19 protein-coding genes are annotated in these 22,815 nt (G+C 32.4%); 8 read left to right on the top strand and 11 right to left on the bottom strand.

Going from position 1 to position 22,815, the window contains the following annotated elements; translation table 11 throughout:
* The first annotated feature begins 230 nt into the window (after positions 1-230).
* The 6 genes from RG22_RS01055 (at position 231) to RG22_RS01030 (ending at position 7,808) form a co-directional block, all read left to right on the top strand.
* Positions 231-3,425: a S41 family peptidase gene (locus RG22_RS01055; RefSeq protein ID WP_204244168.1), complete on the top strand. Its 3,195-nt coding sequence runs from the start codon at positions 231-233 to the stop codon at positions 3,423-3,425.
* A 33-nt stretch (positions 3,426-3,458) separates the two neighbouring features.
* A complete protein-coding gene (locus RG22_RS01050; RefSeq protein ID WP_034040071.1) occupies positions 3,459-4,688 on the top strand; it encodes an Nramp family divalent metal transporter in 1,230 nt (409 codons plus the stop codon).
* Positions 4,688-5,428 (top strand): 5-oxoprolinase subunit PxpA, encoded by a 741-nt coding sequence (gene pxpA / locus RG22_RS01045; protein WP_034040069.1) that lies wholly within the window; start codon positions 4,688-4,690, stop codon positions 5,426-5,428. The genes RG22_RS01050 and pxpA overlap by 1 nt, the downstream gene beginning before the upstream one ends.
* Positions 5,429-5,433: 5 nt before the next feature.
* Entirely contained in the window at positions 5,434-6,165 is a 732-nt protein-coding gene (gene pxpB, locus RG22_RS01040; RefSeq protein ID WP_034040066.1) for a 5-oxoprolinase subunit PxpB, read from the top strand.
* A complete protein-coding gene (locus RG22_RS01035; RefSeq protein ID WP_034040064.1) occupies positions 6,158-7,006 on the top strand; it encodes a 5-oxoprolinase subunit C family protein in 849 nt (282 codons plus the stop codon). Before pxpB ends, RG22_RS01035 begins: the two co-directional genes overlap by 8 nt.
* Before the next feature lie 64 nt (positions 7,007-7,070).
* Positions 7,071-7,808 (top strand): DUF6503 family protein, encoded by a 738-nt coding sequence (locus RG22_RS01030; protein ID WP_034040062.1) that lies wholly within the window; start codon positions 7,071-7,073, stop codon positions 7,806-7,808.
* Here RG22_RS01030 and RG22_RS01025 read toward each other — a convergent pair.
* The 7 genes from RG22_RS01025 to clpB form a co-directional block, all read right to left on the bottom strand.
* Positions 7,801-8,307: a SixA phosphatase family protein gene (locus RG22_RS01025; RefSeq protein WP_034040060.1), complete on the bottom strand. Its 507-nt coding sequence runs from the start codon at positions 8,305-8,307 to the stop codon at positions 7,801-7,803. The genes RG22_RS01030 and RG22_RS01025 overlap by 8 nt on opposite strands.
* 73 nt (positions 8,308-8,380) lie before the next feature.
* Positions 8,381-9,079 (bottom strand): purine-nucleoside phosphorylase, encoded by a 699-nt coding sequence (deoD, locus tag RG22_RS01020; RefSeq protein ID WP_034040056.1) that lies wholly within the window; start codon positions 9,077-9,079, stop codon positions 8,381-8,383.
* A 40-nt stretch (positions 9,080-9,119) separates the two neighbouring features.
* A complete protein-coding gene (gene deoC, locus RG22_RS01015; RefSeq protein ID WP_034040053.1) occupies positions 9,120-9,788 on the bottom strand; it encodes a deoxyribose-phosphate aldolase in 669 nt (222 codons plus the stop codon).
* Positions 9,789-9,990: 202 nt separating this feature from the next.
* Complete coding sequence (deoC, locus tag RG22_RS01010; RefSeq protein WP_034040051.1) at positions 9,991-10,728, bottom strand: deoxyribose-phosphate aldolase; 738 nt, start codon at positions 10,726-10,728, stop codon at positions 9,991-9,993.
* Positions 10,729-10,888: 160 nt separating this feature from the next.
* Positions 10,889-11,386: an acyl-CoA thioesterase gene (locus RG22_RS01005; protein ID WP_034040049.1), complete on the bottom strand. Its 498-nt coding sequence runs from the start codon at positions 11,384-11,386 to the stop codon at positions 10,889-10,891.
* Positions 11,387-11,437: 51 nt separating this feature from the next.
* Positions 11,438-12,034, bottom strand: coding sequence for a TetR/AcrR family transcriptional regulator (locus tag RG22_RS01000; protein WP_034040047.1), 597 nt, complete (start codon positions 12,032-12,034; stop codon positions 11,438-11,440).
* Between the two features lie 176 nt (positions 12,035-12,210).
* Positions 12,211-14,817 carry an ATP-dependent chaperone ClpB gene (gene clpB / locus RG22_RS00995; protein ID WP_034040045.1) on the bottom strand — a complete coding sequence of 869 codons (2,607 nt, stop codon included), beginning with the start codon at positions 14,815-14,817 and terminating at the stop codon, positions 12,211-12,213.
* Between the two features lie 232 nt (positions 14,818-15,049).
* Between clpB and ytxJ the strand changes: the two genes are divergently transcribed.
* Complete coding sequence (ytxJ, locus tag RG22_RS00990; RefSeq protein WP_034040043.1) at positions 15,050-15,448, top strand: bacillithiol system redox-active protein YtxJ; 399 nt, start codon at positions 15,050-15,052, stop codon at positions 15,446-15,448.
* 34 nt (positions 15,449-15,482) lie between these two features.
* Here ytxJ and RG22_RS00985 read toward each other — a convergent pair whose 3' ends face one another.
* The gene (locus tag RG22_RS00985; RefSeq protein ID WP_034040042.1) at positions 15,483-16,664 is read right to left on the bottom strand and encodes a hypothetical protein; all 1,182 of its coding nucleotides are present in this window, start codon (positions 16,662-16,664) and stop codon (positions 15,483-15,485) included.
* Between the two features lie 97 nt (positions 16,665-16,761).
* Positions 16,762-18,045, bottom strand: a complete 1,284-nt coding sequence (fahA, locus tag RG22_RS00980; RefSeq protein ID WP_034040040.1) for a fumarylacetoacetase — start codon at positions 18,043-18,045, stop codon at positions 16,762-16,764.
* A 200-nt stretch (positions 18,046-18,245) separates the two neighbouring features.
* Here fahA and glyA point away from each other — a divergent pair, with 200 nt between their 5' ends.
* Positions 18,246-19,517 carry a serine hydroxymethyltransferase gene (gene glyA, locus RG22_RS00975; protein WP_034040039.1) on the top strand — a complete coding sequence of 424 codons (1,272 nt, stop codon included), beginning with the start codon at positions 18,246-18,248 and terminating at the stop codon, positions 19,515-19,517.
* Positions 19,518-19,767: 250 nt separating this feature from the next.
* Here glyA and RG22_RS00970 read toward each other — a convergent pair whose 3' ends face one another.
* Both RG22_RS00970 and RG22_RS00965 read right to left on the bottom strand, forming a co-directional pair.
* Positions 19,768-20,238, bottom strand: coding sequence for a hypothetical protein (locus tag RG22_RS00970; protein WP_034040038.1), 471 nt, complete (start codon positions 20,236-20,238; stop codon positions 19,768-19,770).
* A 162-nt stretch (positions 20,239-20,400) separates the two neighbouring features.
* Positions 20,401-22,812, bottom strand: coding sequence for an alpha-ketoacid dehydrogenase subunit alpha/beta (locus RG22_RS00965; RefSeq protein ID WP_034040037.1), 2,412 nt, complete (start codon positions 22,810-22,812; stop codon positions 20,401-20,403).
* Between the last annotated feature and the right edge of the window lie 3 nt (positions 22,813-22,815).

Raw genomic sequence — 22,815 nt, 5'->3', positions numbered from 1 at the left:
CGAAACCTCAAAGAAGTTCTGGTTTTTGAAAACCTTTCGACTGCGCTCAAGGTGACAATTCTTATTTCTAACTCACATTAAATAGTTATTTTAATAATATGTTAAAGACATGCTAATTAAGAAATATGTCTTTAATTTTTTATACTTTTCTTCATTATAACTAATTAACTACTAAAATGAAACCATATCCTTTATTGCTTTTGGCATGCAGTTTCCTAATTGTCAACACAATGTATTCACAAAATCCGTTAGTAAATTCACCATCATTAAATGCTGATGGAACTCAAATGGCGTTTAATTTTCAAGGCGATATATGGACAGCAAACATAAACGGTCAAAATGCAAAACGATTAACCGTTCACGAAGGGTACGACACCAATCCGTTATGGAGTGCAGACGGACAATCAATTGCATTTGAAAGTAATCGATTTGGGAATAATGATATTTTTATTATCCCCTCAAATGGTGGATTATCTAAGCGTATTACTTACCATTCAGCAACCGATAATCTAACAGATTATACAAAAAGCGGCGATATTTTATTCTCTACGCGAAGAGATTTTGCTCAAGTTGAACGCGAATACGAAACACATATTATCGACAGTAAAGGAGGCACCCCACATCGATTTATGAGTGCTTTAGGTTTCGATTCTAAAATATCACCTAACGGAAAATTTATAGTTTTTGTTAAAGGAAATTGTAGAATTCAACGTGAAGCTTATCGTGGTTCAGCTAACAGAGATATATGGTTATATGACATTAAAAATGATAAATACACACAGTTAACCACTTTTGAGGGTAACGATTTTTATCCACAATGGGGCGATAATAATACCATTTATTTTCAATCGGCTAGAAGCGGAAAATATAATGTACATAAACTTAAAATTTCTGATGCTGGTACAAAAGAGGTGCAAATAGAGCAGGTGAGTACCTTTAAAGATATGGGTGTATTTTCTTTTAACGTTAGTAGAAATGGAAATGCAATAATTATGGTTAAAGCCGATAAAGTGTTTGTAATGGATACGGCAACTAAATCTCAAAAAGAAATAAATATTAATATTGCTTCAGATTACAGGTTTAATCCTGTAGAGCGTAAAACATACTCAAACAGAATTGGTGAAATTGCAGTCTCGCCAAACGGAAAATACAGTGCATTAAACATTAGAGGTGAAATATTTTTAAGAGAAAATGATAAAGATAAAAGCAGAACGGTAAACGTTTCAAATTCATCGTATAGAGATAGAATGGCAACTTGGGTTAATGATAGTACGTTGATTTTTATATCGGATAGAGATGGACAAAACGATTTATACGTGGTAACTTCTGATGATAAAAATGAATCAAATTTATTTAAAACCTTAAAGCATAACGTTGAAAGAATAACGAAAACAAATGAAGGCGAAAGTAATTTGGTGATCTCTCCTAACGGAAAACAAATCGTGTTTAATAGAGGTAGAGGCAAACTTATTGTTGCTAATATTGATAGCAACGGAAAATTATCAAACGAAAACACCTTGCTTGATGGTTGGGATTCTGCCGATAATGTATCGTGGTCGCCAGATTCTAAATGGTTAGCGTATAGTTTAAGTGATTTAGATTTTAACAGCGAAATTTATATTCATAAAGCAGATAATTCCAGAAAACCTGTTAATATTTCAATGCATCCAAAACAAGATTACGGCCCTGTTTGGAGTATCGATGGAAAAAAATTAATGTTTTCATCAAATAGAAACAATGGCGATTATGACGTTTGGTTTACATGGTTGAATAAAGCAGATTGGGAAAAAACCACTGAAGATTGGAAAGAAGATGATAGTGATGATAAGAAAAAAGGAAAAAATAGTAAGGACAAGAAAAATGAAGATGAAAAAAATGAAGGAGACAAGAAGGGTAAAGATGCGGTCAAGGATATTATAATCGATTTTCAAGATATTCACGAGAGACAAATACAAGTCACATCGTTTACAGGCGGTGAGTTTGGTAGAGCCTTTTCTAAAGACGGAAAAACTATTTATTACACTACAGGTAATGGTACTAGAGGAAATCCAGATGTTGAATCTGATTTGTTTAAAATTTCTTGGCAAGGAAAAGATAAAAAAGACATAACCAAGGGTAATAAAAGACCATCTAGTATTGTCGTTGATAAAAAATATTCAAATTTGTATATGACTAGCGGATCTGGTAGTCTTTCAAAAATTAATATGTCTTCGGATAAAAGTGAAAGTCTTTCTATTTCTGCTAAGTTAAATGTTGACTATAACGAAGAATCAAACCAAATATTTGAGGAAGCTTGGAAAGCACTTAATGATGGCTTTTACGATCCTAACTTTCATGGTAGAGATTGGAATGCTTTAAAGAAAACCTACAAGCCTTTAGCCATGGGAGCTTCCACTCGAATAGATTTTCAGAATATGTTTAATTGGATGTTGGGTCAAGTCAATGCAAGTCATATGGGCTTTCGAGCAGGAGAATTTCGTGAAGATTTACAAAGACAAAGTACAGGCTTATTAGGTTTAGAATTCTCACCTAATAGTAATGGCAGTTTAAAAGTTGAAGCGGTTATTGACGGTATGCCAAGCGATAGAAGTGCGAGTAAAATAAATGTAGGAGATGTAATTACAGCTGTAAATGGTACTAAATTAACAAAGGATTTAAATGTTTATAGTTTATTAGAAGGGACTTCAAATGAGAAAATTTATTTAGATGTTACAAGAGGAAATAATACCGTTGAGGTCGTTATTAGACCTAAAAGCAGCAACAGACTTGAAAATTATAAAGCTTGGGTAAATGAAAGAAAACGACTTACTGAACAATATTCAAACGGTCAATTAGGGTATATTCATATTCAGGGTATGAATTGGACAAGTTTCGAGCGTTTTGAACGTGAACTTACCGCTGCTGGTTTAGGTAAAAAAGGATTGGTAATTGATGTACGTTTTAACGGTGGTGGATGGACAACCGATTACTTAATGGCGGTTTTAAACGTAAAACAGCATGCTTATACAGTGCCTCGAGGTGCGGCTAAAAATCTAGAAAACGAAAATAAAAACTTTAAAAATCATTATCCTTTTAGCGAGCGTTTGCCTTTAGCGTCGTGGACTAAGCCATCCATAGCCTTGTGTAATCACACAAGTTATTCTAATGCCGAAATATTTTCGCACGCATACAAAGCATTAGGAATAGGAACTTTGGTTGGAGAACCTACATTTGGAGCGGTTATTTCAACAGGGTCTGCGCGTTTAATTGATGGCTCTAGCGTAAGAATGCCATATAGAGGGTGGTATGTAAAATCAACTGGCGATAATATGGACTTTGTACCAGCAGTTCCAGATGTTTTGGTGCTAAATAATCCAGATGATAAAGCTAACAAGCAAGACACCCAATTAAAAAAGGCAGTAGATGAGTTGCTTAAACAAATTTAGAGGCATTTAAAAAATAATTAATAACCAATACAAATAAAAAACTGGTTTAGAAATATTGGTCCTGGGCCACTAGTAGCTGCCGCTTTTATCGGTCCAGGTACGGTAACCGTTTGTACCCTTGCTGGCGTTGCTTTTGGGTATGCGTTGCTTTGGGCGATGTTACTTTCTATAATTGCCACCGTTGTTTTACAAGAAATGGCTGCAAGATTGGGTGTTATTTCTCAAAACGGCTTAGCTGAAGCTATAAGAAGCAAAATTAAAAACCCCATATTTAAAACGCTTGCCATCATATTAATTCTCTCAGCAATTGTTATTGGTAATGCAGCTTATGAAGCCGGAAACATAAGTGGTGGTGTTTTAGGTTTAGAAACTATCGTAGGAAACTCAAATATTAGCATTGCTGGACTTTCAATTAACTTTTTAAGTATTACAATAGGTATTATAGCGTTTGTTTTGCTTTATTTAGGGAATTACAAAATCCTCCAAAACACTTTGGTTTCACTTGTTATTTTAATGAGTTTAGCCTTTCTGATTACAGCTATAATAACCAAACCAAATCTTTTCGAAATTTTAAGCGGAGCATTTATTCCCCAGTTCCCAAAAGATAGTATGTTAACCATTATAGCTTTAATTGGAACAACGGTTGTGCCTTATAATTTGTTTTTACATGCATCTTTAGTTAAGCAAAAATGGCATAATGAATCAGATTTGAAATTTGCTAGAAAAGATACTTTAGTTGCAGTTGTTTTAGGCGGATTAGTGTCTATGTGTATTATTATTTCGGCAGCATCCATTCAAACACAAGACATAAATAACGCTGCAGATTTGGCCAAAGGATTGGAGCCGTTATTCGGTAGTTATGCAAAATATTTTTTAGCAATGGGTTTATTTGCAGCTGGTATTACTAGTGCGATAACAGCACCATTAGCTGCAGCATTTGTTGCAACGGGTTGTTTAGGTTGGAGTACCAATATGCAATCTAAAAAGTTTCGAGCGGTTTGGATGATTGTTTTGGCTGTTGGTGTAATTTCAGCTTCCTCTGGAATAAAATCGATAGAAATTATAAAATTTGCCCAAGTTACAAATGGAATTTTATTACCCATTATTGTTAGTTTTTTAATTTGGATTATGAATAAAAAATCTATTTTAGGAATGCATATAAATAATACAAAACAAAATATTTTCGGGGTTGTTATACTAGGAATTAGTATCTTACTATCGATAGCCACACTCAACAAAATATTTCATTTAAACCTCTTTTAGTGCAAAATTATAAGATTGATATCAATGTAGATTTAGGTGAAGGCATTGGTAACGAATCGCAATTGATGCCTTATATTTCAAGCTGTAATATCGCTTGTGGAGGTCATGCTGGTAATGTTGAAACTATGCGAAGCGTTGTACGGTTAGCAAAAAGATACGGTGTAAAAATAGGAGCGCATCCGTCGCTTCCTGATAAAGAAAATTTTGGTAGAATCGCTATGAAATTACCTTCGGTAGTATTGTACAAATCAATTAAAAAGCAAATAAGAGATTTGTTGAATGTTTTAAAAGAAGAACACGCGAGACTCCATCATATTAAACCACATGGTGCACTTTATAATTTAGCAATGGTTGACGAAAAGACCGCAAAAATTATTATTGAAGCGATAAAAAGTATCGCCATACCAGTTAAATTATATGTGCCTTATAAATCGGTTATTGCCGATGTGGCAATTCAGAATAACATATCGATTATGTATGAAGCGTTTGCAGATAGAAATTACAACGATGATTTAACCTTAGTTTCAAGAGATAAAAGCAATGCATTAATTAGTGACGATGTTGCCCTGTTTAGTCATGTCTATCGAATGATTTCTACTAAAAAAGTTAAACCCATTAATGGCGCAGAAATAGCAATTAAAGCCGATACATTTTGCATTCATGGCGATAATGCTGAAGCTGTAAATTTGGTAAAAACTTTAAGAACAAATTTAGAAGCAAAAGGAATCAGTATTGTGTAGTTTTTATGGCATTTAATCTTGTATATAAACGATATGGAGAGCGTTCAATTTTAATTGAATGGCCATCTGTAATCGATAAAAAAATACTGTTTGATGCGTTGGTTTTTAAAGATAAAATTCTAAATAGTAACATTGAATTTATTGTTAATATAAATCATGCATATAATTCATTATTAATAACTTACAGTAAATTAATAATTTATTTTAAAAATCAATTTTCTGCATTAAAAAAAATATATAATCAGAAAATAACTTATACGCAACCCAAATTTAAACAGTGGAATATCCCTGTGTGTTACGATGCTGTTTTTGGTATTGATTTAGAAACGATGGCATTGGCTAAAAATAGTTTAAAAGAAGACATTATTAAGCGTCATTCGCAAGCTATTTATACCGTTTATTTCATCGGGTTTTTACCCGGGTTTTTATATTTGGGCGGTTTACATGAAACGCTTCATTTTCCTCGGAAAGAAACTCCAAGATTAAAAATTGAAAAAGGTGCAGTGGCTATCGGAGGCAATCAAACTGGTGTTTATCCAAATGAAAGTCCTGGAGGTTGGAACATTATTGGGAACACGCCCATTTCTTTTTTTGATGTAAAAAAAGATAAACCGTGTTTTGCAAAATCTGGGGATAGCATAAAGTTTTATCCGATTTCTTTAGAAAAACATCACGAAATAAAAACGCTTAATGATGCTGGAGTTTATCAAATGGAAAGCGAGGTTATAAATGGTTAAAGTAATAAAAACAGGCTTCTTTTCAACCATTCAAGATTTTGGTCGTATGGGTTTCCAGCAATACGGTGTACCATATTCTGGAGTTATGGATCGTAATTCGGCATCCATTGCCAATGCTGTTTTATGCAACGATAAAAATGCAGCGGTTATTGAAATGACAATGACCGGTGCCACACTTCAATTTAATGGTGATACCAATATTTGTATTTCGGGTGCAGATATGTCACCAAAAATCAATTTTAATCCTATAAAACTTTATAAAAATATTGCTGTAAAATCTGGAGATATTTTATCGTTTGAAAAGCTTAATTACGGATTTAGAAGCTATTTAGCGATTTCTGGAGGTTTTAAAACTGAAGCTGTTATGGGAAGCAAAAGCATGTATAAAGGCATTACTAATCCGTTTTTGCTTAATAAAAATGATGAGTTGCCCATATCATATTCTACTATTAATAATAGAAAACATGCAAGTATTAAAGTAAATAGAAATCATTTTATTTCAAAAAAAATGGAAGTTTTTAAAGGTCCAGAATTCGAATATCTTTCCAAAGAGCAACAAGAAAAACTGTTTTCAAAAATATTTAAAATTTCAAAAGAGAATAATAGAATGGCTTATCAATTGGAAGACACTTTAAAAAATAAATTAGAACCTATAATTACATCGTTAGTGCTTCCCGGAACGGTGCAATTAACACCTTCTGGCAAGCTTATTATTTTAATGCGAGATTGTCAAACTACTGGTGGTTACCCTAGGATTTTACAGCTAAAAGAAACTTCAATAAATGTTTTAGCACAAAAGTTTACAGGGCAAAATATTACTTTTAAATTAGTGGAATATTAAGAAAATTTTATGGTTCTATTAGGTAAGTTGTGTTTAATTTTGCGACTTACAATAAAAACAAAAAATGAAAAAATATTTTCTACTTTTTACAGCTACGATGCTCTTTTTAAGTTGTGAAAAACAAAAAGAAGTTAACGTGCAAGATATCGTTGACAAATCGATAGAAATTTCAGGTGGTGATAAAATTAAAAACTCAACTATTGCATTTGATTTTAGAGATAAAAACTACAAAGCAACTCGTAATAATGGAAGTTTTCAACTAGAAAGAAGATTTAAAGATTCAACAGGTATCGTTAGAGATGTTTTATCTAATGACGGATTTGAGCGTTATATTAATAATGAAATAGTAAAAGTTCCTGATAGTATGGTTCCTAAATATTCAGCTTCGGTAAATTCAGTTCACTATTTTTCGGTTTTACCTTACGGGTTGAACGATGCCGCTGTAAACAAGCAATATGTTGAAAAGGTTACTTTGAAAGGAAAGCCATATCATAAGATTAAAATCACTTTTAATCAAGATGGAGGAGGTGAAGATTTTGAAGATGTATTTGTGTATTGGATAAACACTACAACTTATAAAACTGATTACATTGCCTATTCGTATCACGAAAATCATGGCATTGGTTTACGATTTAGAGAAGCCTATAACGAACGTTATGTTAACGACATTAGGTTTGTAGATTATACTAATTATAAACCTAAAGACTTATCTGTTTCAGTATTTGGTTTAGATGATTTATTTGAAAAAAATCAGTTACAAATCGTGTCTAAAATAGACTTAACGAACATTGTAGTTAATTGATAGTTAATACCTGATCTGAAGTTTTACCGTCAATTACTGTAATTATATATAAGTTGCCATTGTTGCTATCATCAATATCTTCATGCTTTTTATAGCCTAGAATAGAATTTACGAACATTGGTGTTGTATTGCTATGCCCGACAATAAGAACAGTTTTGTTTTCAGTATCGTTTAAAAGCGTTTTTGTGTCAAGCTTATAAGGGTGATAAATTGTTAATTCTAATCCGTTTTTTGTGGCTGTTGGTTGCGCTGTTTCTTTGGTTCTATTATAATCGGTGGAATAAATGGCATCAAATTTTATATTTGAAAATATTTTACTCCAACTTGTTGCTCGTTTTTTGCCAATTTCGGTTAAATGTGGATTTTTATTTGTTTTGTCGGTTCTATCTTTTTCTGCATGACGAATAAAATAATAGGTAGAAGCTTCGGAAGCGATTTTTTCTTGTGAAAAAGTGGTTGATGATAGTATTGCAAATGCAAAAAGGAATAAATATTTCATCGTTAAAAACTTGATTATCATCAAATATAAAGCGTTTTGAATGACTAACTTTTAATTAATTGTTAAAGTTGCTTTAAGCAAGTTTCATTGCTATTTCAACCATTTCAGAAAATGTAGTTTCACGTTCTTTACTTGTGGTTCGTTCTCCTGTGACTAATGAATCAGATATAGTTAAAATAGAAAGCGCATTTACATTGTGTTTTGCAGCTACGGTATACAAACCAGCACTTTCCATTTCTACACAAAGCACTCCAAATTTTGACCACTTTTTATACGATTCAAAATCGTCAGCATAAAATTCATCAGAAGTAAAAACATTACCAGCTTTTACAGTAATATTTTTTTCTTTGGCTATATCAACAGCTTTTTGAAATAACTCAAAATTCGCAGTAGGCGCATAGTCTGCACCACCAAAACGCAATTCGTTAACACCAGAATTTGAAGATGCTGCCATAGCAAAAATGATGTCTCTTATTTTAATATGCTTTTGATATGAGCCTGCACTTCCAACTCTAATAAGGTTTTTAACGCCATATTCTGTAATGAGTTCGTGTGCGTAAATAGAAATAGAAGGTACACCCATACCAGTGCCCATAACCGAAATGTGATTTCCGTTATAAGTCCCTGTGTAACCTAGCATACCTCTTATTTTATTAAAGCAGACAGGATTTTCAAAAAAAGTTTCTGCAATCCATTTTGCACGAAGAGGATCTCCAGGAAGTAAAATCGTTTCAGCAATGTCGCCTTTTTCGGCTTCAATATGTACACTCATTTATTTTAGTTATAAGATGAAATTCTCACTCTTACGTGATTTAATAATTGCTTTCTATTTGAGATTTGCCAGTAACTATTGCGATTCCAGATGATGTTCCTAAGCGATCTACACCTAGGTTTATGTATTCCAATGCCTTTTTTTTATCTTTTATTCCGCCAGAGGCTTTAATTTTTACCGTATTGTTTGCTACACTTTTCATGAGTTTTATATCATGAATTGTAGCACCGCCGGTTCCAAATCCAGTTGATGTTTTAATAAAATCTGCTCCACTTTGTATTGCAAGTTCACTAGCTTTTATAATTTCTAATTCTTCTAAATAACAAGTTTCTAAAATAACTTTTAATACCTGATAAGGCATATTTTTTTTAACCGATTCAATATCTTTCCAAACGGCATCAAAATCTTTACTCTTGAGGAGGCCTAAGTTAATAACCATGTCAATTTCGTCGGCTCCATCATGTAAAGCAGATTTGGTTTCTGCAACTTTGGCTTGTGTAGACATACTTCCTAATGGAAACCCAATAACACTGCATACTTTTACATTGCTATTCTTTAATTGTGCTTTAGCCAAAGACACGTAGGAACTATTAACACAGACAGAGAAAAATTGATATTGTATGGCCTCTTTACAAAGCTTTATAATATCACTCTTTGTAGCTGTTGGTTTTAAAAGTGTATGGTCTATATAGGTATTTAAAAGTCTCATAGGAATGCTAAAATTAAGTTTATTTTTTTAATAAAGCAGATTACAACTAGTAATTTTAAAACACTAAGATGCATATAAAAATGACTTCAAAACTATGATTTTAGTCAGTTTATTGTTAAATAGTAACCTAGATAGATACCATAAAAAAAGCTAAACAGAAATTTATATATTTTGTTTAGCTTTTTTTCCTTTTGAATTAGTCTTAAATTTTTTCAGCAACATTCTCTGCTTTTAAAGTATCTTCTTCTTTAAAAGTTTTTATATACTGTTTAAATATTTTAGAATTTCTTTTTGACCGTGTTTTATTAATAAGCTCTACACCATAGTTTATACCAACTCTGTCGGCACCAGCTTCTAAATATTTTATTGCAGTTTCGTAATCTTCGATGCCATCGAAAGCAGCTATTTTAATATGATCTCTTACTGTTTTTTTAATAATTTTTACGGTAGTTAAAGTGGATCCATTTTTAGAAAAACCACTTGAAGTTTTTATGTAATCTACTTTGGCGTCTAAACAAATTTCACAAATTCTAATAATCTCATTTTTGTTTAATTCAGAAATCTCTATAATCACTTTTAACGGAGTCTCTCCAATGGCTAGCTTTACATCAGTAATATCTTTTAAAACAGAAACATAATTTTTACTTTTAAGTAAGCCTTGGTTTATTACCATTTCAATTTCATCTACACCATCCTTTAAGGCTTGTTTCGCCTCGTAAACTTTAGATGCTGTTGACATAGCTCCTAATGGAAAACCAATTGGAGTACAAACTTTAACACCAGTTTTACTTAATAATTGTTTTGCTAAAGGCACATAATAATTATTTATATTAACAGCATAATAATTGTTTTTTTGTGCTGCTAAACATAATTCTATAATGTCCCTCTCTGTAGCTGACGGATGCAATAATGTGTACTCTATATAATTAGTAATATGCATTGATTAAGTAGATTTTTTATTGTTTTTAAAAAATGAACAAATAGTATTATGTATTTGCTTAATTTATAATTCGGGGCTCAAATCGATGTAAAAGTAGGAAATTAAAACGTTCATTTTTGAATTTTAACAAGGTTTTAATTAACAATGTATTGTTAGTAAGTTAAACGGTAATTCTTGTTTTATATTTTTTAAGTTGATTAATACGCGCTTCAAATGAATCTAAAAGCACAGGATTGTTTACATTATCAAATAATTGCATTAATTCTTTTGAATGTGTTTCTCGTTGCTGTTTTAATAAATTATAGTGAACAAAACCGCACCAAATTACAGCTTTTAAATGACTCTTACTTTCGTTGTACATACGCATTTCTACGTATAACTCGCTATCAGTATATTTAATTAATTGAGATTCAATAACTACTGTTTCCATTAAAAATGCTGGTTTTAAATAAGCAATTTGATTACTACTAGATACCCAACTTTTTCCTAATGTTTTAGCCATTTTATAAATATCAATATTATAATGTTCTATTAAAGCATCTTCACGATGATTCATAAAATAATTTATATAACTACCATTGTTTAAATGATTAAATGGGTCGCAATCTTGAAATCTAATTTTTGTTTTGCTTTCTAATACGTTTAGTAAGTATGTCATTTTTTGATTTATTTTAAATATACTAATTAGTATATTTTTGATTAAAAAATATTATATTTTAAGTTCGTTATGGATCATTTGATCAATTTGATTCATGGTGTCTTTCATGTAATGCTCATCATCCATGGTGTAAGTCATAAATATAGCACCTTGAATCATGGTGTCTAATCTTTTGGCGTATTGCATTGCATTAACCTTAGTAGATATTTCTCCAGCTTCAATTCCGTTTTCAATAATAGTAGCTACTTGGTCTTGAATTTTTTCAATCACTTCTTTTACTTTTTTAAGTAATAATGAGTTTTGATTATTAGCATCAACACCAATATTTAAAACTGGGCAACCACCATTTTTTTTACTGTATGGATAGTAGTTTCTGTAGAAATCTGAAATCAGAAATAATTTTTGGATTGGAGAATTGCTTAATTCAAGGTGTTTAGAAATATCTTTCATTAGGCTTTTAACTGTAAACTTAAAAGCTGCAATAGCTAATTCTTCTTTATTTTTAAAATTGCCGTAGATGGCTCCTTTTGTTAACGATGTCGCTTCGGTAATATCTCGCATACTAGTTGCTGCATACCCATTTTTATTGAATATTGGAGCTGCAATTTCTAGAATGTATTCCGATGTAAGTTCTGCTTTTGTTTTCATTGTTGAAGCAAATATAATAAAAAATACCAAACGGTATATTTTAAATTAGTGTTCTAAGTTTAATAAAAAGGAAAAGCAACAATCATCTTGTTAAAGATTCATGTTGCTTTTCAACTAACCAACCAACTAATAGACTGTTAGAAAATCATTTTGTTACAAACAAATTTCATTTTAGTCTAAAATTCTTCAGTAACTAGGCTATTTTGGTTTCTAAATACTAATTCATCATCAAAGGCATCTAATAAAATAATACTATCTGTAGTTACTTTTCCTGATAATATTTCTTTGCTTAATGCATTTAAAACTTCTTTTTGAATAACACGCTTTACTGGTCTAGCTCCGTATTCTGGATTATAACCTTTATTTGCTAAATATGTTATAGCTTCCGAGGTTGCATCAAATGTAATACCTTGTTTTGCTATCATTTTCGTAACTGATTTTAATTGCAATCCAACAATATCTACAATATTTTCTTTACTTAATGGTGTAAACATAATGGTATCATCAATTCTATTTAAAAACTCAGGACGAACACTTTGTTTTAATAATCCCAAAACGTCGATTTTTGCAGCTTCAATAGCCGAATTTAAGTCCTTTGTAGCTTCAAAACGCTCTTGAATTAGATGACTGCCAATATTTGAAGTCATAATAATAATCGTGTTTTTAAAGTCAGCTACACGTCCTTTATTGTCTGTTAAATGTCCTTCATCAAGCACTTGTAAAAGAATATTAAAGGTATCTGGATGTGCTTTTTCAATTTCATCTAGCAGTACTACAGAATATGGTTTTCTACGAACAGCTTCCGTTAATTGTCCGCCTTCGTCATACCCAACATATCCTGGAGGTGCACCAACTAATCTGCTAACCGCATGTCGTTCTTGGTATTCGCTCATGTCAATTCTAGTCATTGCATTTTCATCATCAAACAAATATTCGGCTAATGCTTTTGCAAGTTCTGTTTTACCAACTCCAGTGGTTCCTAAAAATAAGAACGTTCCAATCGGTTTTTGTGGATTTTGTAAACCAGCGCGACTTCTTCTAACGGCATCACTTACCGCAACTATAGCCTCTTCTTGACCTACAACACGTTTGTGCAATTCATCTTCTAATTTTAAAAGTTTTTCACGTTCGCTTTGTAGCATTTTTGTAACTGGAATACCTGTCCATTTGGCGACTACTTCTGCAATATCATCATAAGTTACTTCTTCTTTAATTAATGAATTTTCGGATCGCTCTTGTAATTGTTTTTGAAAACTTTCAAGCTGCTCTTGAGCTTCTTTTATTTTTCCGTAGCGTAATTCGGCAACTTTACCATAATCGCCATCGCGTTCTGCTTTTTCAGCTTCTAATTTGAAGTTTTCAATGTCTTGTTTTGTGTTTTGGATATTATCGACTACTTCCTTTTCACTTTTCCATTTGGCATTTATTTCATTGCGCTGCTCTTTTAAATTTGCCAAATCTGAACGTAGAGATTTTAATTTACTTTCATCTTTTTCGCGTTTAATAGCCTCAATTTCAATCTCTAATTGCATGATTTTTCTATCTAAAACATCTAATTCTTCAGGTTTAGAGTTGATTTCCATACGTAGTTTTGATGCCGCTTCATCCATTAAGTCGATGGCTTTATCTGGCAAAAAACGATTGGTAATATAGCGTTGCGATAATTCTACCGCGCCAATAATAGCCTCATCTTTAATACGAACTTTATGATGTGTTTCGTATTTTTCTTTAATACCTCTTAAGATTGAAATGGCACTTTCGGTATCAGGCTCATCAACCATAACCTTTTGAAAACGACGTTCTAAAGCTTTGTCTTTCTCAAAATATTTTTGATACTCGTCAAGCGTTGTTGCACCAATAGCACGCAGTTCTCCTCGAGCTAAGGCCGGTTTTAAAATATTAGCAGCATCCATAGCACCTTGTCCGCCACCAGCGCCAACAAGCGTGTGAATTTCATCAATAAATAAAACAATATCGCCATCACTGGTTGTTACTTCTTTTATAACGGCTTTTAAGCGTTCTTCAAACTCACCTTTAAATTTTGCACCAGCAATTAATGCACCCATATCTAGAGCAAAAATTTGTTTGTCTTTTAGATTTTCAGGAATATCTCCATCTATAATTCTGTGAGCTAAACCTTCTGCAATAGCTGTTTTACCAGTACCTGGTTCACCAACTAGAATAGGGTTGTTTTTGGTTCGTCGCGATAATATTTGAAGAATCCTACGTATTTCTTCATCACGACCAATTACAGGATCTAATTTTCCGTCTTTTGCTAATTGATTTAAGTTTTTCGCATATTTATTGAGCGAATTATAAGTTTCCTCTTGACTTTGTGAGGTTACATTTTCGCCTTTTCGCAATTCATCAATTGCAGCCTTTAAACCTTTTTCTGTAACGCCTTGATCTTTTAGCATTTGTGCTATTTTGCTATTCGATTCAAAAACGGCTAAAATTAAATGTTCAATAGATACAAAATCATCTTTCATTTTCTTAGCAATAATCGATGCCTCGTTTAGGCTTTTTCCAGCTTCGCGAGATAGCATTAATTCACTTCCAGAAACTTTTGGAAAACTTTCTAGTTGCTTATCTAAGGCTTGTTGAAGGATATTAATATTGACATTTAATTTTTTTAGAATGAACGGTAATACGTTTTCATCAACTTCAAAAATGCCTTTAAAAATATGCTCATTTTCTATTTGTTGATGACCGAAACTTTGAGCAATTTGTTGAGCTTGCTGAATAGCTTCTTGAGATTTTATTGTATAATTATTTAAATTCATAACTGTATTTTTATTTTCTTTACAAGTATTAAGTCAATAATCTTACCAATGCTATTTCAACGACAAAATGTCTTGATACGCCCTTGTTTTAATGACTTTTAGTCAGTTTGTAAGTTTTGAAGTTGTGAGCGACTTAGTATTATATTAATAGTAAAAAGTGGATTCCTGTTTTTACAGGAATGACAAATTAATGTTACCTCAAAACATGTTTTGAGGAGAAATATTTTTAATTATGGGATTAATAAATAAATTATTTGGGACTTCAACAAGTTCAGCCAACAATAAAGAAGAAAAGCTATTACCTTGGATTCCTTTAAATGAATTGGCTCAATTGGATTTTATTGAAAATAAATCGAATACAAAAACGCAAGTTATTTTTAAACATTCAACGCGCTGTGGTATTAGTAGAATGGTTATGAAGCAATTTGTAGATTCTTACAGTTTCACCGAAAAAGGTTTGGATTTATATTATTTGGATTTATTAAATTACCGTGATGTATCAAACGAGGTTGGGTACAAATTTCAGATTATGCATGAATCTCCGCAACTTATTGTAATTAAGAATGGGGTAGTGCTGACGCATGCTTCACATGGAGCAATTAATGATTTGGATTTGAGCCGATTTGTTTAAATAAAAACCTCCCATAAGTTTGAGAGGTTTTTATTCATCGTCTAATTGTATAAGAATTAATGATATCTTTTAGTTGTAACTTTAAATCTTCACCAGTATCATAAACCATTTGTTCGTTACTAGGAAACGGCACACGTCTGTTATCTAATAAAATTCTGTCATCTTTAGTAAGCGCACGCTTATCGCCTCTTGATCTTGCAAAAAAATGTTCGAAAACAAATTCACTATCAATAGTAAAGGTATCTAAAGGTTGATTTGATGCTAAATCTAAATACACTACATCTGCTATAACTTGAGATGATTTAGTTTGAATCGTTTCTAATAATCGACATTTTACAGTAATAACTTTATCAACTTTCACATCGTTTCCTAAGCTGTCTTTTACAACATTACCAGCAGTATCTAACTTGTATTTCCAACCATCAATAATTTCTTTTTCTCTTAGAACCTCTCGTTCTTTAATACGCTCTGGAGAAATGTTAATACGTTTTAAATTAAGATGCATGGCATAATCGTATTTAACGTTGTTACTTTTGTTTGCATGATAAACACTCCAGAATTTATTTAACCCGTAGGTGTCAAAGTTTAATAAATCATCTTCTAAACGTGTTGGAATTATTTGTTGTGTTTCGTTATTAATAGAAACCAAAATATAATTAGTCCCTCGTTGATGTGCTTCATCTAATAAACCACGCGTATTTTCGTAGTTTGGACTAATACGATCTAAGTAATCAAGCGTATTATAAGCTTGCCTTATTATGGATTTGTCTTCAGATTCTAATAACTCAATGCCTTTTTCGTATAAGTAATCAGAAAGATTTTTGCGAGATTCAATAATGGCATTGCTATAATTATTAAAGCTAAACGGAATATTTTTTCCATTTACAGATAATGGTAATATAGGTTTAATGGCTTCTTGTCGTGCATTCAAATTTAAATAACGCTCGTAAATCTCACGATACAACTCTGGATTTTTATCTTTTTTAAGATGTTCGATGGTGTTTAAATCTCTATCTTCAGCTTTGTAATAGGCATCTTGCAGCATTATAACGACATCGCGCTTTCGCTTTGAATCTTTGTTTGTTCTCAGGGTTTTAAGCGCTGTATTTATGGCTTGATCGTAATTGCCAGAGTTTACAGCTTTTTCAACTTCTTTTTTTGCGCTACAGGCAATACATAGTGAAAGTATGAGAATTAGGAGTAGAAATTTTTTCATAGGTTAAAAGTTTGGTTTATTGGGGTATTAATTCAATAGTAATGCCAAAAATAGGAAAAACTATTAATTAAATGTTAACTAGCTGAAAAACAGAACTTTATTTTTTCTTATAAACAGGAAGTAATTTGGTTGATACTTCGCCAAAACCAATTCGTGTGCCATCTTTTTCGCAATGACCTCTCATAATAACGGTATCGTTATCATTAATAAACTTACGCTCTGTACCGTCCTTCATTTTAATAGGTTTTTCACCACGCCATGTCAATTCTAGCATAGATCCATAAGAGTCTGGTGTTGGTCCAGAAATAGTACCGCTACCCATCATATCGCCAGAATTTATAGGGCAACCATTTACTGTATGATGCGCCAATTGTTGAGACATGTTCCAATACATATACTTAAAATTCGATTTACTTATAACCGTTTCTTTTGCTCCATTTGGTTGAATGGAAACTTCTAAATTAATATCGTAACTCTTTTTTCCTTTGTATTGTAAGTATTCTAATTGAGGCTTTAAGGGTTTTGGCCCATTAACTCTAAAAGGCTCTAAAGCATCTAAGGTTACTATCCATGGAGAAATTGAAGACGCAAAATTTTTCGCTAAAAATGGCCCTAAAGGCACATATTCCCATTTTTGAATATCTCGTGCGCTCCAATCGTTAAAAAGTACTAAACCAAATATGTATTCTTCGGCTTCGTTTATTGGAATAGGTTCGCCTAAATCGTTAGCATCGGTTGTTATAAAAGCCATTTCTAGCTCAAAATCTACTAATTTACTTGGGCCAAAAACAGGTTCGGTAGCTCCGCTTGGTAAGGTTTGTCCTTGTGGTCTATGTACTGGAATTCCAGAAGGGATTATGGACGAACTTCTACCATGGTAACCAACAGGAATGTGTAACCAATTTGGTAATAACGCATTATCTGGATCTCTAAACATGGTGCCTACATTTGTAGCATGCTCGATACTTGAATAAAAATCGGTATAATCACCAATCTGTACAGGTAATTGCATTTCAATTTCATCTAAACGAAATAATACAATTTCTTTATGCTTTACATTATTCTTTAAAGAGGTGTTTTCTGCATCAAAAATTTCAGCAATTCTGTTTCTAACTGCACGCCAAGTTTTTCTGCCATCTGCAATAAAATCGTTTAAAGTATCTTGAAGGAAAATATCATCAGTTAATGCAATGCCATCAAAATATCCTAACTGATGTAAAGCACCAAGGTCTATAGCTGTATCACCAATTCTTGTACCAATGGTAATGATGTCATCGCGAGTAAGAAACACGCCAAAGGGAATATTTTGAATTGGAAAATCTGAGTTTTTATCGACGTGTAACCACGACTTTCTATCTGGATTGTTAGCTGATAATGGCATAACTATATTTTTTATTTGTTATTAAATTCGTATCAAACCTACACATTTTTTTTATTTAATTAGAAATAAATGATTAAAAAATAGGTTTATTTTAATCGTTAATAAAACGGTTTAAAACTTAATAGTAAATATATGTTTTTTGATGTATTTGAATAATCTATTTGTTATTTTTGCTCAACTTTTAACTACAATTAAAATTTATGCAACGCGACGAACAAATTTTTGAACTTATTCAAGCCGAAAAAGAACGCCAATTACATGGTATAGAACTTATTGCATCAGAGAACTTTGTAAGCGACCAAGTTATGGAAGCTGCTGGCTCTGTATTAACCAATAAATATGCCGAAGGATACCCTGGTAAGCGTTATTACGGTGGTTGCGAAGTGGTTGATGAAGTTGAGCAAATTGCCATCGATAGAGCTAAAACCTTGTTTGGTGCTGCTTATGTAAATGTGCAACCGCATTCTGGTAGTCAAGCAAATACGGCGGTTTATCACGCGTGTTTAAAACCAGGTGATAAAATATTAGGATTTGATTTGTCTCATGGAGGACATTTAACTCATGGGTCGCCAGTAAACTTTTCTGGTAAATTATACAATCCGGTATTTTACGGTGTAGAGCAAGAGACAGGGGTTTTAAATTATGATAAAATACAAGAGATAGCTACTAAAGAACAACCAAAATTAATTATTGCTGGAGCTTCGGCTTATTCTCGTGACATTGATTTTAAACGTTTTAGAATAATTGCCGATAGTGTTGGTGCAATTTTAATGGCAGATATTTCGCATCCTGCGGGATTAATTGCTAAAGGTATTTTAAATGATCCGTTACCACATTGTCATATTGTTACCACAACTACACATAAAACCTTACGTGGTCCAAGAGGCGGTATGATTATGATGGGGCAAGACTTTGATAATCCGTTTGGATTAACTTTAAAAAACGGAAATTTACGTAAAATGTCGTCACTATTAGATTCTGCGGTGTTTCCAGGAAATCAAGGGGGACCATTAGAACATATTATAGCAGCAAAAGCGATTGCTTTTGGTGAAGCTTTAACCGATGATTTTTTACATTATCAGCTACAAGTAAAAGCAAATGCAGATGCTATGGCAAAAGCTCTGGTTGCTAAAGATTATAATATTATTTCTGGTGGAACCGATAACCATTGTATGCTAATAGATTTACGCAATAAAAACATTTCTGGCAAAGAAGCAGAACAAGCTTTAGTAAAAGCAGATATTACTGTAAATAAAAACATGGTACCTTTTGATGATAAATCACCTTTTGTAACCTCAGGCATCAGAATTGGTACAGCAGCCATTACAACTCGTGGGTTAAAAGCAGATGATATGGATGCTATTGTTAATTTAATAGACGAAGTGATTAACAATCATGATAATAAAGCTACTTTAGAAGTTGTAAAAGATAAAGTAAATGTTATGATGAAAGGAAAACCTTTATTTGTATAGTGATAGTGTCATGCTGAATTTATTTCAGCATCTCATCAACAAAATATAAAAGTCTGATGATAGTTTAAATTGAAAAAAACCTACTTATAAAGTAGGTTTTTTTTGTTTTTGGATGTTTTAAACACGCTTTTATGTCTTTTTAAAAAGTAATTACGATTAGGAAGGACGTGCATTGCGTTAAACAAATTTAGTCGTAATTTTTTGTAAAATTAACTAAGGTTTATTATTCAAGCACAAAGTCTTTAACAAGTTATAAATCTTCAAGCAACAAGTTATAATCGTATTGTAAATCTTCGTGTAATGCTGTAATAATCTTTTTTATTAAAAAAACTTGTCGGTTATAGGTATTTTGTAATTGTGTGCTATATTTTATACTGGGTGAAAAGTTTTTTAATTTCTGACAAAAGTAGAGTAGTAGTTCGACTTCGGTTTCTTTTTTTTGCGAATAGCGAACGTACTTTTTTATGTTTTTTAAAATTTTGCGAACACTTTTTCTAATATAGAAATAGCTTTTTGTATTTATAAGTTCAAACTCATCATCAATATAGTTTTTAACCGATTCTATATAGTTGTTTTCATCTGAAGATTCAAACAATAAATAGGTGAGTAGCTCTTTGTTTTCTTTTTTAAAACGCGATAACCGTAAACAAAGTTCCATGAGTTCATCTGAAGATTGATGCTGTAATTCTTTTTTTATAACTGTTACTGAAACTGCTTTCATTTATTTTTCATGATTATGAGATTTAATTTCATGAGGTTTCCCGTCACTCTTTCTAAATGACAAGTTATTGATTTTTTAAGTGAATTTAGATTTAAGATAAATATAAATAAAAACCTTTCTGCTATGAAGAAGAAAGGTTTGATACGTATTATAATTTTTTAATTATCTCAGTTTCGGATAATCTTCAGGGTTTGCTTCATGCATAACCTCATAAACCGCTTCAAAAATATCTTCTGCTGATGGTTTTGAGAAGTAATCACCATCGTTACCATAAGCTGGTCTGTGTGCTTTTGCGGTTAAAGTTTTTGGTTGCCCATCTAAATACTGATATGCATTTTGGGTATTTAATATTTCATTTAAAATATAGGCTGAAGCGCCACCAGGAACATCTTCATCTATAACCATAACACGATTAGTTTTGGCTATACTTTTAACGATATCGTGATTTATATCGAAAGGTAACAAGGATTGTGCATCAATAACTTCCGCATCAATACCGACTGATAGTAATTCTTTTGCAGTTTCTTCAACAATACGAAGTGTAGAGCCATAAGAAACTAATGTAATATCTGTACCAACTTTTAAAGTTTCAACCACGCCAATAGGTGTTTTTATATCACTTAAATTGTTGGGTTTTTTTTCTTTTAAGCGGTATCCGTTAAGACATTCAACCACTAATGCTGGATCGTCTCCTTGCAAAAGTGTATTGTAAAAACCAGCCGCCTTAGTCATATTTCTTGGTGCTAAAATGTGAATACCACGAACTAAATTAAGTATACCTCCCATTTGAGAACCCGAATGCCATATGCCTTCTAGTCTGTGTCCGCGTGTTCTTAAAATTAAAGGTGCTTTTTGCTTTCCTCTTGTTCTGTAGTGTGTTGTAGCCAAATCATCGCTAATAATTTGTAAGGCATACATAATATAATCTAAATACTGAATCTCGGCAATAGGGCGTAAACCACGTAGTGCCATACCAATACCTTGACCAACAATGGTAGCTTCTCGAATTCCAGTATCTGCAACTCGAAGTTCACCATACTTTTCTTGTAAGCCTTCTAAACCTTGATTTACATCGCCAATGTTACCTGTATCTTCTCCAAAAATAAGAGCTTCTGGGTAGGTGCTAAAAATGGCATCAAAGTTATCTCGTAAAATTATGCGACCATCTACTTGAATAGCATCATCGTCATAACTTGGCTTTACTTCATCTATAAGGCGCGTAGACTTTTCGGTTTCAGAATATAAATGCGAGCTAAATTTTGGCTGCGCTTTTTTAAATATATTATTTATCCAATTTGCAAGTTGTTGTTTAGCGTCATTAGTTTCTCCTAAGGTAAGCCTTAATGATTTTCTCGCTTGAGATAAAAGATCTTTTCTAGTAGGTTCATCAATAGTAGATAAATTTCCTGCTATCTTTTTAATAAAAACACCGTTTATGCTAGAAGAGGCTACATCGTTTAAAATGGAAATTAGCTCTTGTTGTTCTTTTTGAATTGGTCTTAAAAAAGTTAACCACGCTTTCTTTTTTGCTTCTCTTACTTCCTTTTTTAAATTGCGTTCAATTTCTGTAAGTGTTTCGTTAGTTGCGATACCACTTTCAATAATCCACTCGCGCATTTTTAAATTACAATCTTGTTTACTTTCCCACTCTAAACGTTCTGGAGATTTGTAGCGTTCGTGAGATCCTGAAGTAGAATGTCCTTGTGGTTGTGTTAATTCTGTTACATGAATTAAAACAGGAACATGCTCTTCTCTTGCAATAGCAGAAGCTTCTTGATAGGTTTCTACAAGGTTTGCGTAATCCCAACCCTTTACACGCAATATCTCATAGCCTTTGTTGTCGTTATCGCGTTGAAATCCTTTTAATATTTCTGAAATGTTTTCTTTTGTTGTTTGGTGTTTTGCATGTACAGAAATGCCATACTCATCATCCCATACACTAATAACCATAGGTACTTGTAAAACACCAGCAGCATTAATCGTTTCAAAAAACAATCCTTCACTAGTACTTGCATTACCAATAGTTCCCCATGCTACTTCATTTCCGTTATTAGAGAATTTATTACTATCAATACCTTTTACTTGTCTAAAAATTTTTGAAGCTTGTGCTAACCCTAATAAACGTGGCATTTGGCCAGCGGTAGGAGATATGTCTGCACTGGAGTTGTATTGTTTAGTTAAATCTTTCCAGTTTCCATTATCCTCTAAACTATGTGTTGTAAAATGTCCTCCCATTTGGCGACCAGCAGACATAGGCTCTAATTCCAAATCTGTATTGGCGTAAAGTCCAGCAAAAAATTGCTCGATTGTTAACTCGCCAATTGCCATCATAAAAGTTTGGTCGCGGTAATAACCAGACCTCCAATCGCCTTTTAAAAAGGCCTTTGCCATAGCTAATTGTGGTACTTCTTTTCCGTCTCCAAAAATGCCAAATTTTGCTTTCCCTGTTAATACTTCTCGTCGACCTAATAAACTACATTCTCGACTTTTTACAGCAATGGTATAATCATTTAAAACTTCTGCTTTAAAATCATCGAAAGAAATGTTGTTTTTCAAATCAGGAATTGTTTGCATTTA

The organism is Wocania ichthyoenteri Th78, assembly GCF_000789235.1.
Classification (GTDB): domain Bacteria; phylum Bacteroidota; class Bacteroidia; order Flavobacteriales; family Flavobacteriaceae; genus Wocania_A; species Wocania_A ichthyoenteri.
Note: the sequence above shows the minus strand (reverse complement) of the source record. Positions and strands in the feature narration are given on the sequence as shown.